13 protein-coding genes are annotated in these 13,844 nt (G+C 72.6%); 7 read left to right on the top strand and 6 right to left on the bottom strand.

Translation table 11 applies throughout. From position 1 onward, the window contains the following. Nucleotides 1-117 precede the first annotated feature (117 nt). From ACZ7G1_RS27640 to ACZ7G1_RS27620, 5 genes are all read right to left on the bottom strand, one after another. Entirely contained in the window at nucleotides 118-585 is a 468-nt protein-coding gene (locus ACZ7G1_RS27640) for a hypothetical protein (RefSeq protein WP_470879894.1), read from the bottom strand. A gap of 37 nt (nucleotides 586-622) precedes the next feature. After that, the gene (locus ACZ7G1_RS27635) at nucleotides 623-1,537 is read right to left on the bottom strand and encodes a hypothetical protein (protein ID WP_470879896.1); all 915 of its coding nucleotides are present in this window, start codon (nucleotides 1,535-1,537) and stop codon (nucleotides 623-625) included. 121 nt (nucleotides 1,538-1,658) lie between these two features. Beyond that, nucleotides 1,659-2,546: a peptidoglycan DD-metalloendopeptidase family protein gene (locus ACZ7G1_RS27630; RefSeq protein ID WP_470879898.1), complete on the bottom strand. Its 888-nt coding sequence runs from the start codon at nucleotides 2,544-2,546 to the stop codon at nucleotides 1,659-1,661. A gap of 89 nt (nucleotides 2,547-2,635) precedes the next feature. Next, the gene (locus ACZ7G1_RS27625) at nucleotides 2,636-4,078 is read right to left on the bottom strand and encodes a serine/threonine protein kinase (protein ID WP_470879900.1); all 1,443 of its coding nucleotides are present in this window, start codon (nucleotides 4,076-4,078) and stop codon (nucleotides 2,636-2,638) included. After that, nucleotides 4,075-4,872, bottom strand: coding sequence for an FHA domain-containing protein (locus ACZ7G1_RS27620; RefSeq protein WP_470879902.1), 798 nt, complete (start codon nucleotides 4,870-4,872; stop codon nucleotides 4,075-4,077). The genes ACZ7G1_RS27625 and ACZ7G1_RS27620 overlap by 4 nt, the downstream gene beginning before the upstream one ends. Before the next feature lie 186 nt (nucleotides 4,873-5,058). Between ACZ7G1_RS27620 and ACZ7G1_RS27615 the strand changes: the two genes are divergently transcribed. After that, nucleotides 5,059-6,498 (top strand): DUF2079 domain-containing protein, encoded by a 1,440-nt coding sequence (locus ACZ7G1_RS27615; RefSeq protein ID WP_470879949.1) that lies wholly within the window; start codon nucleotides 5,059-5,061, stop codon nucleotides 6,496-6,498. A gap of 61 nt (nucleotides 6,499-6,559) precedes the next feature. Here ACZ7G1_RS27615 and ACZ7G1_RS27610 read toward each other — a convergent pair whose 3' ends face one another. Continuing rightward, nucleotides 6,560-7,150, bottom strand: coding sequence for a hypothetical protein (locus tag ACZ7G1_RS27610; RefSeq protein WP_470879904.1), 591 nt, complete (start codon nucleotides 7,148-7,150; stop codon nucleotides 6,560-6,562). A gap of 250 nt (nucleotides 7,151-7,400) precedes the next feature. On the opposite strand from ACZ7G1_RS27610, the gene ACZ7G1_RS27605 reads away from it, so the two are divergent. The 6 genes from ACZ7G1_RS27605 (at nucleotide 7,401) to ACZ7G1_RS27580 (ending at nucleotide 13,734) form a co-directional block, all read left to right on the top strand. Further along, the gene (locus tag ACZ7G1_RS27605) at nucleotides 7,401-8,261 is read left to right on the top strand and encodes a bifunctional methylenetetrahydrofolate dehydrogenase/methenyltetrahydrofolate cyclohydrolase (protein ID WP_470879906.1); all 861 of its coding nucleotides are present in this window, start codon (nucleotides 7,401-7,403) and stop codon (nucleotides 8,259-8,261) included. Between the two features lie 133 nt (nucleotides 8,262-8,394). Continuing rightward, nucleotides 8,395-8,934: a DUF3017 domain-containing protein gene (locus ACZ7G1_RS27600; RefSeq protein ID WP_470879908.1), complete on the top strand. Its 540-nt coding sequence runs from the start codon at nucleotides 8,395-8,397 to the stop codon at nucleotides 8,932-8,934. Nucleotides 8,935-9,310: 376 nt separating this feature from the next. Continuing rightward, a complete protein-coding gene (locus tag ACZ7G1_RS27595) occupies nucleotides 9,311-10,300 on the top strand; it encodes a malate dehydrogenase (RefSeq protein ID WP_470879910.1) in 990 nt (329 codons plus the stop codon). 264 nt (nucleotides 10,301-10,564) lie between these two features. Then, a complete protein-coding gene (locus ACZ7G1_RS27590; RefSeq protein WP_470879912.1) occupies nucleotides 10,565-12,322 on the top strand; it encodes a hypothetical protein in 1,758 nt (585 codons plus the stop codon). Next, entirely contained in the window at nucleotides 12,315-12,695 is a 381-nt protein-coding gene (locus ACZ7G1_RS27585; protein ID WP_470879913.1) for a hypothetical protein, read from the top strand. The genes ACZ7G1_RS27590 and ACZ7G1_RS27585 overlap by 8 nt, the downstream gene beginning before the upstream one ends. Nucleotides 12,696-12,963: 268 nt before the next feature. Next, entirely contained in the window at nucleotides 12,964-13,734 is a 771-nt protein-coding gene (locus tag ACZ7G1_RS27580; protein WP_470879914.1) for a hypothetical protein, read from the top strand. Nucleotides 13,735-13,844 lie beyond the last annotated feature (110 nt).

Here is a 13,844-nt window from a genome sequence, read left to right as displayed (position 1 = left end):
CCCCTTTCTCCCCCCCCCCCCCCCCCCCCCCCCCCCCCCCCCCCCACCCCCCACCCCCCCCCCCCCCCCCCCCCCCCCCCCCCCCCCCCCCCCCCCCCCTCCGCGTGGGGCCGGACGTCAGTCGATCCACCAGGAGCAGCTGCTCACCCAGGTGTGCGAGCTGATGCTGTTGGCGGCGGGGCCGCCGTCGCTGAGGGTGTTGTCCCAGAGATTGCTCGCGTACTTGCCCTCGTGCGCGTCGGTCGGGGAGAGGCACCCGTACCCGTTCGCCGACGTGTACGCCGTGTAGTCGAAGAACTTGACGATGTGGTACGTCGTGCCGGTGCCCTTGTTCATGACGGACTCGGCGTTGTTGGTCTCGTTGCCGGTGAAGGCACCCGAGTTGTCACCCCAGTCGGCGTCGCTTTCCGGGGTCCCGCCCATGAGCCCCGAGCAGTTGGTGCCGTCGAAGGCGTACATGTACCCCCAGCGGGCGGTGTTGTTGTAGAAGGTGTCGCACCCCGCCGCATGCGCGGGAGTGCTCAGCAGGACGGATCCGGCGGCCAGGCCGAGCACCGCGGCCGCGCTTCCGATGAGACGCTTCATTTCTCCTCCTTCGTCCGCGGCCCCGTGCCGCGGAAGTTCAGGTGAGGGCACGGGCGCGGTCGAGCGCCGTGCTCTCCAGCCGGTCGTACGCGTCCAGCTCGGCGTGGTCGCCGCGCAGGGCGTCCAGGTACCGGCGCGTGAGGTCGCGGCCGGTGCGGGCGAAGCCCGAGGAGACGGCGCACCGGGCCTCCGTCGTCGCGTACCGCACCTCGACGGCGAACGCCCGGTCCTCCGGCAGGCCCTCGACCGCGGCCGGGACGGCGTCCTTGAGCGCCTGGGGGTTCGGCTGGTCGAGTCCGGCGGCACGCACGCAGTCCGCCCAGGCGGACTGCGCGGCGAGGAACCGCGGGTCGCGGCTCAGCTTCGGCACGTACAGCGGCGTCAGGTTGGTCGCGATCTTGCTGACCCGGAACCAGACCGCCGGGTCCCCGTACAGCCCGCGCAGCGCCTCTTCCTGGCAGCCGCCGAGCCGGCGGCTGATCGTGCCGCCGCCGGGGACGCGGACCGACAGCTCGCGGGCGGCCGGGCCGCCGTCCAGGGCGGTGGCGTACGCCCGGCGCCCGGCGGGCGTGAGGCGGTCCAGGTGGCGCTGGTTGGGGTCGTCCGCCCGCGCCGCGAGGACCTTGGCCTTGATACGGCTGCCGTAGCCGTGCTTCCGCGCCCAGGCCAGGTCCGAGAGCAGGTAGCCGACGCTCCTGCGTTCGTCCGGCGCCGGCAGCGGACCCGCCCGGTACGGCAGGCCCCGCCGGGCCATGCACCGTTCGACCAGCACCTCCTCCGCGTGGCGGAGCAGGACGCGGTCGGCGTCGGTGACGCTGTGGACCCGGGGCTCGGGCGGCGGCCCGGCGGCGGTGTCCCCGCTCGCGGTGAAGGCGAAGACGAAGGCGAGCGCGGTGCCGGCCGCGGCCGCCGCGAGGGCTCCGGCACGGCGGACGGTGGTGCGGTGCGGCATGAGGACCCCCGGCTGACCGGGCCGCACCGGGTGTGCGGCTCGGTCATACCCTCGTGGCGCGGCCCGGGGCGGGGTACCTCGTACGTCCTAGGGCCGCTGGGGCGGGGTCACTGGGGCGGGGTCAGGGGCATTCGCCGCCCCAGGTCACGGACTTGACGGTGCGGCCGCCGGTGGGGAGGTCGCCGCGGCCGTCGGTCCAGCCGTGGTGGAGGCAGGCGGAGCCGCCTTCGGTGAAGGCGACGTAGACGTGGTCGCCACCGGGCTCGGGGTTGCCGTTGTTGAAGAAGGACTTGCGGAGGCCGCAGGTGCTGGAGGGGACGTTCACGGCGGTCTTGCAGACGGTGCCCCGGCCGGCGGTCTCGGAGAAGAAGCAGACGGAGCCGTTGGGGCAGTTCCACGGCTGGTAGGGGGCGGTCTGCGGCTGGGCGCAGTTGCCGCTGACGACGCCCGTCCATTGGCGTTCGTCCCCGCTGTACTCGACTCCGCCGAAGTGGACCGGCTTGCGGTGGCTCTCGTCGGTGAACGTGCCCGAGGCCAGGTAGCGCTGCTCGTAGTGGACGTGGGCCCAGTCGCCGGCCTTTCCGGACTTGCCGATCCGGCCGATCTGGGTGGCCCCGGTGACCTGGGTGCCGACCCTCACGTACGCGTCGGGCGCCTCCTGGAGGTGGTAGTAGGCGGTGAACCAGCCGTTGCCGTGGCTGATCTGGAGGGTGTTGCCGGACCCGGCGTTCCAGTACGCGGCCGAGACCGTGCCCGGCGCGGAGGCGTAGACGGGCAGGCCGTCGGAGCCGGGGTTGCCGTCCTTGACGATGTCGAGGGCCGGGTTGTGGCCCCAGGTGTTCAGCTGCCATTTCGTGCCGCAGGCGAAGGGCAGCTGGAAGTCCGGTTTGCCGGCGGGCGGGGCGGCGGCGCCGGCCGGTTTCGCGCCGAGGCCCACGACGAGGCCCAGGGTGAGGCCGAGGGCCGCCAGGAACGCCAGGAGCGCGGTGCGCGGAGGTACGGAGGACACGTGTCTGTTCCCTTCTCGCGATCAGGTGGGTCCACGGTCCCGAGGTCGCGGGCCACGTCCGTACTCGGATGTCAGAGGGTCGGCGGCACTCAGCAGTCGGGCTTCCACTTCAGGGAGCGGACGGTGAGGCCTGCGGGCAGGTCGCGGGTCTCCTTGGGCCGGAGGCAGCCCAGGGGGTCCTGGTAGTCGGGGCTCCGGTAGAAGGCGGCACCGTCCAGGGGGTCGCCCGTGTAGCCGTTGTTGAAGGCGGACCGCGGGGCCGATTCGCGGGCCCAGTCGCAGACGATGATCCCGGCCTGCCAGTCCCGCTCGTCGTCGTACCAGGCGCACATCTCGCCCTCGCCGCCCCGCTCGGTGAAGAAGCAGGCGTGGCCGATGGGGCAGCGTTCGTAGCCCTGCGCGGCCTCGGCGGACGGGGCGTCGCGCAGCATGACGAAGCCGATCGCGGCGGTGGCCACGGCCGCGGCGGTCACGGTCGCCAGCCTGCCCGGGGCCCGGCGTCCGGACGGTCGGCGCGGGCGGCGCCGCAGGAAGTGCCGGAGGCGGCCCGGCGGCCGGCCGGCCGCCGCGGCGCGGACGCGGGGGAGGAGGGAGGCCGCGTCGTGCGGGGCGCGTTCCTCGTGGGTGGGGAGGAGGCAGTCGGTGACGACGGCGCGCCAGGCCGGGGGGAGGTCGGGCGAGAGGCGCAGGGGGTCGTCGCCGCGGGCGTAGCGGAGGGCGGAGTCGCGGCGGGCGGACGGGGTGCCGCCCGGGAGGGGGGAGCAGCCGGTGAGCAGCAGGTGGGCGAGGACGCCGAAGGCCCAGACGTCGGAGCTGGGACGGATGCGGGTGCCGCGGTCGCCGACCTCGGACCAGAGGAGTTCGGGGGGCGTGTAGTCGGGGGTGGCGAAGCCGGAGGCGTACGCGTGCGTGCCGTCCAGTTCGCACGCCGTGCTGAAGTCGCCGAGCCGCACGGTGCCGTCCGGCATCAGCAGGACGTTGCCCGGTTTGAGGTCGCCGTGCACCCAGCCCGCCGTGTGCAGCTGGTGCAGGCCCTCGCAGATCTGGACGAGCAGCTCGGGCCCGGTCGCGGGCGGTGCGGCCGTCGCGGACAGCAGCGCCTGCAGGGGGCGCTCCGCCCGTTCCAGTACGAGGACGGTGGCGCCGTCCAGTTCCGGCCGGGCCGGGTCGTCGACCGTGAGGGTCTCGTACAGGCGGATCAGGCGGGGCGAGCGCAGCCGGCTGAGGAGGTCCACCTCGCGTTCGGCGAGTTCGCGGAGGTGGCGCAGCTGGCGCGGGGTGCGGGTGCCCGTCGGCAGGAACTTGAGGGCGGCACGGGCGGGGAGAGCGGCGCGGGGGCCGTGGTCTTTGTGAGGGCCGGTGCGGGAGCCGTGGTCCTTCTGAGGCGCGGTTCGAGTGCCGTGGTCCTTGTGGGGGCCGGTGCGGCGGGCCGCGTACACGCTGCCGAAGGCTCCCGCGCCGAGGGGCTCCTCGACGGTCCAGCCGCCGATCTCGTATCCGGTCGGGACCGTCAGGGGGAAGGCGGCGGTCACCGGGCGGCCTCCGCCAGAGTCGCCAGGTCGTCCTCGCGGACCAGGTCGAAGCGGAGCGCGAGCGAGACCAGGGACTCCTTCTTGCCGTTGAGGCGGGGGCCCGCCTCGGCCGTGTCGGGGCCGGGCTTGAGCCGTAACTTCACGGCCAGGTAGTCGATGTTCCACTGCACCGAGGCGCGGTTCACCGCGGGCCACAGGGGCCGCAGCCGGGTCACGATCTGCTCGACCGTGGGCAGCGGCGCGTGCGGGGCGCCGCGCAGGCGGGACTCGCAGAGCGCGGTGAGGACGAGGAAGTAGCGCTTGCCGCGGTCGAGCGGGAACGCGAGCGCGGTCGGTTCGCCGTCCACCGCGGTGTGGGTGCGCTCCACGTAGTCGTGACGGGGGGCCCAGACGCTGAAGTCGAGCAGGTCGCCGCCCGCGGGCAGCACCACCCGGGAGAACTCGAACGGAACGGGCGCGTCCATCCGCCCGGGGGCGATCTTGATGTGCTCGCCGGCGCCCTCCGGGTTCTCGACGACGTAGGTCGAAGCCGTGCTGAAGTTGCTGAGCGTCCAGTAGCTCGCCGTCGCGCCGATCTCCCCTGCGGTGCGGGAGACGCCGGGGTGCGGGATGGCCAGGTGCCGCCGCCCGGCGACGGTGCGCGGGGCGGCGAGACCGGTGTCGTGCGCGCGGAGGGCGGGTCCGGTGTCGTGGGCGGGAGTGGTGCGGCCGAAGTGGAGTCTTTCGCCGGGCGCCAGCCTGACCTGGCTACCGGGGTCCGCGGCCTGTGCGGGCACCACGATGATGCTGTACATGACGACGCTTCCTTTCCCCGAGGTCTGCGCGGTCAGGGTAGGAAGCTCCGATAAACGAATGCAGAACGTCACCCTCCGGGTACGCGGCCCGGCCCGGGGTGATCCTCGCGACGACAGATCCGCCGATCGGGTGGACTCTGGTCTAATGGGTTGCTCTTTTGTCGGCCGCCGGTGGTGGGGGACGTGGTGTTGGACGTACTGAACAGGCCCGCTGCGGAGAGCACCGGCGCGGAGCCGTCCGAGGGAGGCCTCTCACCGGCCCCGCTGCGCCCGTACGTGATCCTCGCGGTCGTCCTCTGCGGCCTGTACTTCCTCTACTCGTGGGTGCAGTACGCGCACTTCCGCACGCCCTCCTGGGACCTCGGGATCTTCGGGCAGTCGGTCAGGGCGTACGCCGAGTTCCGCGCGCCCGTCGTCGACATCAAGGGCCCCGGCTTCCAGATACTCGGGGACCACTTCAGCCCCGTCACCGCGCTCCTCGCGCCGCTGTACTGGATCTGGCCCTCGCCGGTCTCCCTGCTGTTCGGCCAGGCCGCGCTGTTCGCCGCGTCCGCCGTCGTCGTCGGCCGCACCACCCAGCAGGTCCTGGGCAGCCGCGCCGCCGGCATCGGGCTGACCGTCGCGTACGGGCTGTCCTGGGGCCTCCAGGAGGCGGTCAAGTCCGACTTCCACGAGATCGCGTTCGCCGTACCGCTGCTCGCCCTGACCTGCCGGGCCCTGATCCTCGGCCGCTGGACCGCGGCCGTCGCCTGGGCCGCCCCGCTCGTCCTGGTCAAGGAGGACATGGGCCTCACCGTCGCCATGGTCGGCGTGGTCCTCTTCCTGAAGGGACAGAAGCGTCTCGGCGCCGCCCTCGCCGGATTCGGCGTGGCGGCCTTCGCGCTCACGGTCCTCGTCCTGATCCCGGCGGCCAGCCGGCTCGGCCAGTACGACTACTGGTCGAAGATCGAGAAGACCGGCCAGGGCGCCGACACCTCGTTCGGCCAGGTCATCGGGGACGCCCTCGCCTCGGGGGAGCGGTGGGAGATGGTCGTCTACCTGCTCGCCATCACCGGCTTCCTCGCCCTGCGCTCCCCGCTGATCCTGCTCGTCCTGCCGACCCTCGGCTGGCGCTTCCTCTCCCAGGACCCCAACCACTGGGGCATGCACTGGCACTACAGCGCCATCCTCATGCCGATCGTCTTCCTGGCCCTGGTGGACGCCACCCGGGCCGTGCGCACCTCGCCGCGGGCCTGGCTCGTCTCGTACGGGAAGGTCGTCGTCCCGGTGGCGACGGCGGTCGCGCTCGTCCTCGCCGCCAACCTGCCGCTGCGGGAGCTGATCAAGCCGGAGACCTACCGCGCGGACACCCGGGCCGAGCAGGCGCGGGCCGCGGTCGCCGCGGTGCCGGACGGGGCCACCGTGGAGGCCGACGTCTCGCTCCTCGCCCACCTCACGGCCGACCACCGCGTCTACTGGGTGGGCACCTCGAAGGGCGCCACCCCCGAGTACCTCGCCTTCGACCTGCGCGGCTGGTCCCAGCAGGTGTCGGATCCGGCGCAGCTGGCTTCGCAACTGCATCCGGAGGCGACGTACGAGATCACCTACCGCTCGGACGGATTCGCGGTCCTCAAGCGGTCGTCCTGACGACGGACGACGGAGGGGCGGTATCCGGGTGTGGATACCGCCCCTCCGTCGTGCGTCAGGCTCAGTACTGCTGCTTGTTCCGGTTGAACCAGGCGGCGCCGTCGGACTTCGCCGTGAAGACGATGACCAGGACGGCGAGGGCCAGGCTGACGATGCCGAGCGGCAGCGAGAAGAGGCTGAACAGCGCGCCGACGGCGCCGTAGACGATCGAGCCGATGCGGACGCCGTTGCCGCCGGAGCGGAACTTGGCGGCCAGCACCATGCCGACCACGGCGAAGATGAGCGAGACGATGCCCGCGACGATCAGGATGCCCTGACCGAGGTCGGCGAACGCCTCGGCGTCGGCGGACGAGGCGCCGGACTTCTCCAGCTCGCTGTCGACGGCGAAGGAGAGGCCGATGATCGCGAGGCCGCCGATGAGGTTGAAGGCACCCATGATCCACAGCATCACGCGGGCGGCCTTCACACCGCCGGGCATCTCGGTCGGGCCGGCCGGGTAACCGCCGTACGGGGAGACCGGGGGAGCGGCCGGGTAGCCGTAGCCGCCCTGCGGCGGGACGCCCTGGGGGGTCTGCTGCGGGTAGCCGTAACCGGGCTGCTGGCCCTGGCCCTGCTGCTGGCCGTAGGGGTTGTTCGGGTCGCCGAAGCTCATCGCGGGATTCCTCCGTGAATTTCTCTGTGCGGGGACGACGCGGCCCGCGCGGAGGACTTTCACGGCATTTGAGCGGATTTCCCCCCGGCACTTTCCGCGGTACTTCGCGGATCATCGTCGTCGCAAGGTCGACTTTTTGTCCAGTCGATACGCATCGGAGTTGTGCAAGTGCAACCTGTCGCTCCGCATCACGGAGCCCTCGGCGGGAGCGAATTGGAACAAGGCGGGGGTCATCCGGGAGGATGTCTCCATGAGCGCCCAGATTCTCGATGGCAAGGCCACCGCAGCCGCGATCAAGTCCGATCTGACCGTCCGTGTGGCGGCCCTCAAGGAGAAGGGCATCACGCCCGGCCTCGGCACCGTCCTGGTCGGCGACGACCCGGCCAGCCAGAAGTACGTGGCCGGAAAGCACCGTGACTGCGCGCAGGTCGGGCTCGCCTCGATCCAGCGCACCCTGCCCGCCACCGCCACCCAGGAGGAGATCGAGGCGGTCGTACGGGAGCTCAACGAAGACCCCTCCTGCACCGGCTACATCGTCCAGCTCCCGCTGCCCAAGGGCATCGACGAGAACCGCATCCTGGAGCTGATGGACCCGGCCAAGGACGCGGACGGCCTCCACCCGACCAACCTCGGCCGCCTGGTGCTCAACGAGCCCGCCCCGCTGCCCTGCACGCCCAACGGCGTCATCACGCTGCTGCGCGCGCACGGCGTGGAGATCAACGGCGCGGAGGTCGTCGTCGTCGGCCGCGGTGTCACCATCGGGCGCCCGATGCCGCTGCTCCTCACCCGCCGCTCCGAGAACGCCACCGTGACCCAGTGCCACACCGGCACCCGGGACCTCTCGGCCCACCTGCGCAACGCCGACATCATCGTCGCCGCCGCCGGCGTGCCCCACCTCATCAAGCCCGAGGACGTGAAGCCGGGCGCCGCCGTCCTCGACGTCGGCGTCTCCCGCAACGGCGAGGGCAAGATCCTCGGCGACGTGGACCCCGGCGTCGCCGAGGTCGCCGCCTGGATCTCCCCCAACCCCGGCGGTGTCGGCCCGATGACCCGCGCCCAGCTCCTCGTCAACGTCGTCGAGGCCGCCGAGCGCGCGGCCGCGGCGCTCTGACGTGACCTCCGGGACCCCGGAAACCCCCGGGACCCCGGCGGGATCCGACCCGTCCGCGGGCACGTCCGCGGCAACGTCCACGGACCCGTCCGCGGACACGGCGGCGGGCGGGACGACGGACGTAACGGCGGGCGTGACGACGGACACGGCGACGGACGCCGCGGCGGGCGCCGCCCTGGACGCCGGTCGGGACAAGGCGTCGGATGCCGGTCGGGATAAAGCGCCGGACGCCGGTCGGGACAAGGCGCCGGACGTGGACGCGGCCCCGGCCGGTCGGTGGAAGCGGCCCGCGCCGAAGCTGACGACGGACACCGCGCGGCCCGAGGGCGGCGGCCGGGCGGCGCCCGGTGACGCGCCGGCGCCGGCGCGGCAGTGGCCGCTGCTGAGCGTGCTCGGGCTCGCGGGGGCCGGACTGATCGTGGTGGGTACGGACCCGTTCGACCAGTCCTTCCGGGTGGGCGTGATCCTGGTCGGGGCGGCGCTGCTCATCGGCGCCGTGATGCGCCGGGTGCTGCCGTCGGTCGGCATGCTGGCCGTCCGGTCCCGCTTCACGGACATGATCACGTACGGCGTGATGGGCGCCCTGATCGTGTTCCTGGCGCTGATGGTGCAGCCCGCGCCGTGGCTGCGGATCCCGTTCCTGGAGGACGTACTCCATCTGACGGTGACGTAGGTCCCGGGCCCGCGCGTGCTGTGACGGCGCCCGCCCTCTCCCCCGTGGGAGGGCGGGCGCCCTCGCGTTCAAGGGTCATGTACGCGCCAATCCGGAGCAAGATCCGGCCGTGCGCTGTGGCACGGAAGTGACCATTCCGGTACCACCCCGGGGCCTCACGGGGCCCTGGCGTGGCCGCACGGAAGGGTGGCAGTGAGCCGGACCACAAGGGGGTGGGGGTGCGCAGGCCCCCGGGTCCGATAGCCTGACCGCTGGAAATCTCTTCACGTCGAGACACCGATCGATCAGACCGATCGATCGTCGATCGTCGATCAGGAAGAGGAGTCCAGCACCAGGGGCAGGGACCCCCACCGCCAGCTGTCTTACGGAGATCGCCATGACCCGCACTCCCGTGAATGTCACCGTCACCGGCGCGGCCGGCCAGATCGGCTACGCGCTGCTCTTCCGCATCGCCTCGGGCCACCTGCTCGGCGCGGACGTGCCGGTCAAGCTGCGCCTCCTCGAGATCCCGCAGGGCGTGAAGGCCGCCGAGGGCACCGCCATGGAGCTCGACGACTGCGCGTTCCCGCTGCTCAAGGGCATCGACATCTTCGACAACCCGAACCAGGGCTTCGAGGGCGCGAACATCGGTCTGCTCGTGGGCGCCCGCCCGCGTGGCCCGGGCATGGAGCGCGGCGACCTGCTCGCCGCCAACGGCGGCATCTTCAAGCCGCAGGGCGAGGCCATCGCCGCCCACGCCGCGGACGACGTCAAGATCCTCGTCGTCGGCAACCCGGCCAACACCAACGCCCTGATCGCCCAGTCGGCCGCCAAGGGCGTCCCGGCCGAGCGCTTCACCGCGATGACCCGCCTGGACCACAACCGCGCGCTGACGCAGCTGGCCCAGAAGACCGGCTCCTCGGTCACGGACATCAAGCGCCTCACCATCTGGGGCAACCACTCCGCGACCCAGTACCCGGACATCTTCCACGCGCAGATCGCCGGCAAGAACGCCGCCGAGGTCGTCAACGACGAGGCGTGGCTGGCCGACACCTTCATCCCGACCGTCGCCAAGCGCGGCGCCGCGATCATCGACGCCCGTGGCGCGTCCTCCGCGGCCTCCGCCGCCAACGCCGCCATCGACCACGTCCACACCTGGGTCAACGGCACCGCCGAGGGCGACTGGACCTCCATGGGCGTTCCGTCGGACGGCTCCTACGGCGTCCCGGAGGGCCTGATCTCCTCCTTCCCCGTCACCTGCAAGGACGGCCAGTACGAGATCGTCCAGGGTCTGGAGATCAACGACTTCTCCCGTGCCCGCATCGACGCCTCCGTCAAGGAGCTGTCGGAGGAGCGCGACGCGGTCCGCGAGCTCGGCCTGATCTGAACCCCCTGATCCGCGTACCGGCCCGGACCGCCGGTACGCCGGATCCGAGTTCCGGCACCTGAGGGTCACGCCGGCACTCCGCACTCCCGGCGCCCCCGGACCGCACGACCGACCGTGCGGCCCGGGGGCGCCGTTTTCGGTATCGTTCCGGTCGCAGAGCGCCACTTTCGCGCCGACACGGACGCGTGACCTCCCCTATGCTGTCCAACCGGTCCCGGCCAACTCGGCCGAAAATACGGACAGTTCGCCACATTCGGGGGAGTCTTGTCGCAGTCCTTCGTGCCCCAGCAACCCGGTCAGCCGCCGACCGCGCCACCGAGCGCCGCGCCGGCCGTCGACCCCCGCCGGTTACCGGCATCCAGCGAGGCGACCCGGCTGCTCTGCGCCGGCACGTACCTCGACGACGCGTTCCGTGACGCGGTCATCGACGAGCTGTACGTCCACGAGGAGCGTTTCGCCGCCCCCGCCCTCGGCTACGACGCGAGCCGCGTCCTCGCCCACGCGCTGCGCGCCCGCCGCGTCGAGCTCGGCTGGGCCGCCGGCATCATCGCCCTCTGGATCATCGCGATCCCGCTCACCAAGGGCATGATCACCACCATCATCGTGCCGTTCCTGCTGCTCGGCCTGGCCCGCTGGGTCCGCGGCCGCTCCGCCACCGCCCCGGTCTACCGGACGGTCCCCGCCTTCGTCCTGCGCTGGTACGGACGGATCATGTTCGTCCAGTCCGCGCTGTTCCTCCTCTTCATCGCCCTCGGCGACGAGGACTCGGACGGCGGCTTCCTCGGTGACGCCTCCGACGCGGGAGACGTCCTCGACCTCGCCGCCACCTTCGCCGCCCAGGGCCTGTGGGGCGTCGGCAAGCTGGAAATCTGGATCACCATCGCCGTACCGCTGCTCGTGGCCTGGGCGGTCGCCACCCAGCGCGGCCAGTTCGCCCGCGCGCTCACCCAGGAACTCTCCCGGGAGCGCTTCCCCGACCAGCGCAGCGACCCCGCCGAACTCGCGGACGGAGCCCGCTTCCGGCGGCTGCGCGACCGCATCAGGGTCGAACAGCACGCCCGACTGATCATGTACGGCGCCGAGGACCCCTTCTGCGGCGCCGGCCTGCAGTACGAGCCCTGGTCGCTCTCCATCGAACTGGTCCCCCGCAAGAACCTCGACGCCAAGGCGCCCGAGCCGCTCGACAACAGCGCCATCATGCGCCACGTCGTCCCCCTCGTGGAGGGGCTCCGCGTGCCCTCCTCGCACGGTTCGCCGCGGCTCCAGGCCGCCGTACGCGACCGGCTGCGCGACCTCGAGATCGACGAGGTCGTCTTCCTGCCCGTCGACGGACTCCCGTCGCGGGAGGCCGCCCCGTACACCCCCGAAGGCTTCGAGGCCCACCGCTCCGGCGCCATCGAGGAAGGCGGCGAGACCCGCCGCCACTTCCTCCGGATCAGGGTCGGCGGCTGGGGCGAGGAGATCGTCACGACCGTCTTCGTCCGCGTCCACACGCAGGGCGGCATGCTCATGCTGGAGGTCGCGCCGCACGTCCTGCGCCCGGTCAAGTCCCTCTTCCGGTACGCCGACCGGAACGCCTACCGCTTCCTGCGCAACCACCACTTCGGCCGCGCCGTCTGGGCCCTCGGTCAGACCCCGCGCTCCTTCGGCCAGTCCCTCGTCACCGTCTGGCGCGCCATCGGCCACCTCTGGAAGGTCCTCACGGCCGGCCACGCCAACGCCCTGCCCGAGGGGCCCTGGGCCTCCGTCCGCGAGCTCGGCTCCGACGACGAGGCCTCCCTCTTCCAGGAGATGGACGTCAGCCGCTACCTCAAGAGCATCCAGGACCGCGTCGCCAACGGCGTGACCACCGCCCTCCGCGAAGCCGGTTACGAGACCGCCGAGTTCGAGCAGAAGATCATCCACGTCGCCGAGGGCGGCACCTTCATCGAGAACACCAAGGGCAACGTCACCCTCGGCAACAACAACACCGTGACCCACAAGACCTTCACCACCTCGACGACCGGAGGCGATCGTGGCTGACACCGACAACACCCGTGGCCGCGGCGGCATTTCCGTCACCAACACCGGCGGCAACGTCACCATCGGCGACAACAACACCGTCACCAGCACCGTCAACGGCACCCAGCCCGCCCGCGACCCCCAGCACGAAGAGCTCCTCCAAGCCGTCCGCAAGCTCCGCACCGACCTCCAGGGCGTCGTCGCCTCCGACCAGATCACCGCCCTCGACGAGGAACTCTCCGACACCGAGGACGAGATCGAAGGCACCGGCCGCGTCGGCACCGGCCGCCTCCAGCGCCTCCGCCAGGCCCTCACCGACGCCGGCGTCGTCACCGGCATCCTCGCCTCCGGCGTCGCCGTCGGCCAAGCCGTCGGCACCCTCCTCGGAACCTGACATGCCCACTCCCCGCTGGAACGACGAAACCCAAAGCTGGGACCAGTCCCCCTCCACGCCCACTGCCCCCACCACCCCCTCCACCCCTCCACTCCCGCCCACCCGCGGCCCCGTCGCACCCCCGCCTCCGGAACACGCCCCGGAGGCGGGCGCGGGCCCCGGCTCGGGCGACACGGCTGCCGTGGGTCCGGTGGCCCCGCCCGGGTACGGCCCCGGCGGCACGGCTGCCGTGGGTCCGGTGGTCCCGCCCGGGTACGGGTCAGGGGGCGTGCCGGAGTACGTCGCCGAGACGGGTGGGTGGCAGTACCCCGCGCCCGGCAGCGGCAGCGGCAGCGGCAGCGGCGGCGCGGGGGCGGAGCGGCCGCGCTCGCGGGTGGGGCTGGCGGCCGGGGTCGCGGTGGCCGTCCTGGCCGCGGGTTCGCTGGGCGGCTGGTTGGTGTGGGGCCGGGGCGACGCGAAGGATCCGGCGGCGAAGGGCCCGGCGACGACGGTGTCGGCGCCGCCGGAGACGAGCGACACGCCGACCGACGAGCCGTCGGACTCGCCGTCGCCGTCGCCGTCCGACTCGTCCACCCCGTCGGACGACGTCCCGCCGCCCGGCTACACCGCGCAGCAGGACGTGAAGGGCTTCACGATCGGCGTCCCGGACGGCTGGAACCGTACCGAGTCGGACGCGGGTGTCTTCTTCAACTCCCCGGACGGGCGAAGCCTCATCCAGGTCTTCGTCATCCTGGAGACGAACCTGACGCCGTACGACGCCCTGCGCGGCGCCTCGGACGACGGCCGCGCCAACAAGCCCGGCTACGAGGAGATCAGCCTCGAACGGGTCACCGGCGAACCCGGCGCCCCGTCCGACGCCGCCGAGCTGATCTACGCCTACGACCGCGACGAAGGCCGCCGCAAAGTCGTCGACCGCGCCTTCACCGCCCCCGACGGCACCCACTACGCCATCCTCGCCGCCGGCCCCGTCTCCGACTGGCCCAAGCAACGCGAAATCCTCCGCGTGGCCCTGGACTTCTTCCAGCCGGGCCGGCACTGAAGAGGGGGGGGGGGGGGGGGGGAACCCCCCCCCCCCCCCCCCTTCCCCCCCCCCCCCCCCCACCCCTCCCCCCCCCCCCCCCCCCCCCCCCCCACCCACCCCCCCCCTCA

It is taken from the genome of Streptomyces sp. NPDC037273 (assembly GCF_055603625.1).
This window is presented reverse-complemented; position numbering and strand designations above follow the sequence as displayed.